General features: G+C 38.8%; 1 protein-coding gene. It reads left to right on the forward strand.

Features of this window, described 5'->3' with window-relative positions:
* Window positions 1–94 precede the first annotated feature (94 nt).
* Complete coding sequence (locus ACHUFV_RS27370; protein WP_394239608.1) at window positions 95–1,453, forward strand: IS1182 family transposase; 1,359 nt, start codon at window positions 95–97, stop codon at window positions 1,451–1,453.
* Window positions 1,454–1,564 lie beyond the last annotated feature (111 nt).

Genomic DNA, 1,564 nt, shown 5'->3' on the forward strand with positions numbered 1-1,564 from the left:
TCAGACTGTAGACAAACTCCTCGATTAAAATCGAGTTTGCCTACAGTCTTTTTTGTTTTAAACTATTAATAGAACAATGCTTGAGGTGATGAAGATGCTTTCGAAATATGATTCCAACCAGCGTGATCAGCTAGAAATGATTGCTTTAGACCAATTGGTTCCTGAAAACCATTTAGTCCGAAAAATGGAGGCAGCTATTGATTTTTCTTTTATATACGAACTAGTGAAAGATACATATTCTGAAGTTGGTCGCCCTAGTATTGACCCTGTTATTTTAATTAAACTTACATTTATTCAATATACATTCGGCATTCGCTCCATGCGTCAAACGATTGAGGAATTAAAAACAAACATGGCCTATCGTTGGTTCTTAGGTTATGGATTTTATGATAAAGTGCCTCATTTCTCTACATTTGGTAAGAACTATGAACGACGCTTTAAAGATACGGATCTATTCGAACAGATTTTCTATCGTATCTTGAAAACGGCAGCTGAAAAGAAGTTAATTAGTGCTGAACATATTTTTATTGACTCAACACATGTGAAAGCGAGTGCGAATAAACATAACTTTGAGAAGAAAGTGGTTCGAAAAGAAACCCGTGCTTATCAAAAACAACTTCAGGAAGAAATTAATCAAGACCGTGAAGAACATGGAAAGAAGCCTTTCCCGCCAGACAAGTTTGAGAAAGAGGAATCCAAGGAAATAAAAGAAAGTACTACTGATCCTGAGAGTGGATACTATGTCAAAGACGAACGCACTAAACAGTTTGCCTATTCCTTTCATGCGGCTTCTGATCGTAAAGGATTTGTTTTAGGAACCATTGTGACGCCAGGTAACACACATGATAGCGTAATCCTTGAGCCATTAGTTGAACATGTCATCGAGAAAGTTGGGAAGCCTGAAGCTGTTGCGGCAGATGCAGCCTATAAAACACCTGCCATTACTAAATATCTAATAGATAACGAAATGACACCTGCTCTACCATATACTAGACCACGTACGAAAGATGGATTCTTTCGAAAACACGATTATGTGTATGATGAACACTTTGATTGTTACATTTGTCCAGCGGGTGAGATATTGACTTATTCAACTACAAACAAAGAAGGATATCGTGAGTATAAATCTCCTAAGCATATTTGTGCCACCTGTCCATGTTTGAACCAGTGTACACAAAGTAAGGATCATCAAAAAGTGGTGACGCGCCATATTTGGCAAGAGTACGTGGAGGAAGCCGATCATCTTCGTCATCACAAAGATGTAAAACCCATATATGCAAAGCGAAAAGAAACAATTGAACGAGTATTCGCTGATGCAAAAGAAAAGCATGGTATGCGTTGGACAACGTTAAGGGGACTTAAAAAATTGTCGATGCAGGCGATGCTTACCTTCGCTGCCATGAATTTGAAGAAGATGGCCAACTGGACATGGAAAGGTCCAGAAATGGCGTAGAAGATGGGGCCAGGAAGGGTTAAAATACCCCAAAATCAGTAAAAATCCAAGAAATTCAAGAAAAGGGGTTCGGAATGAGACCATTCCGAACCCCTTTTGTCGACAATCTGA

This window comes from Niallia oryzisoli (assembly GCF_043641075.1).
Classification (GTDB): Bacteria; Bacillota; Bacilli; order Bacillales; family Cytobacillaceae; genus Bacillus_BD; species Bacillus_BD oryzisoli_A.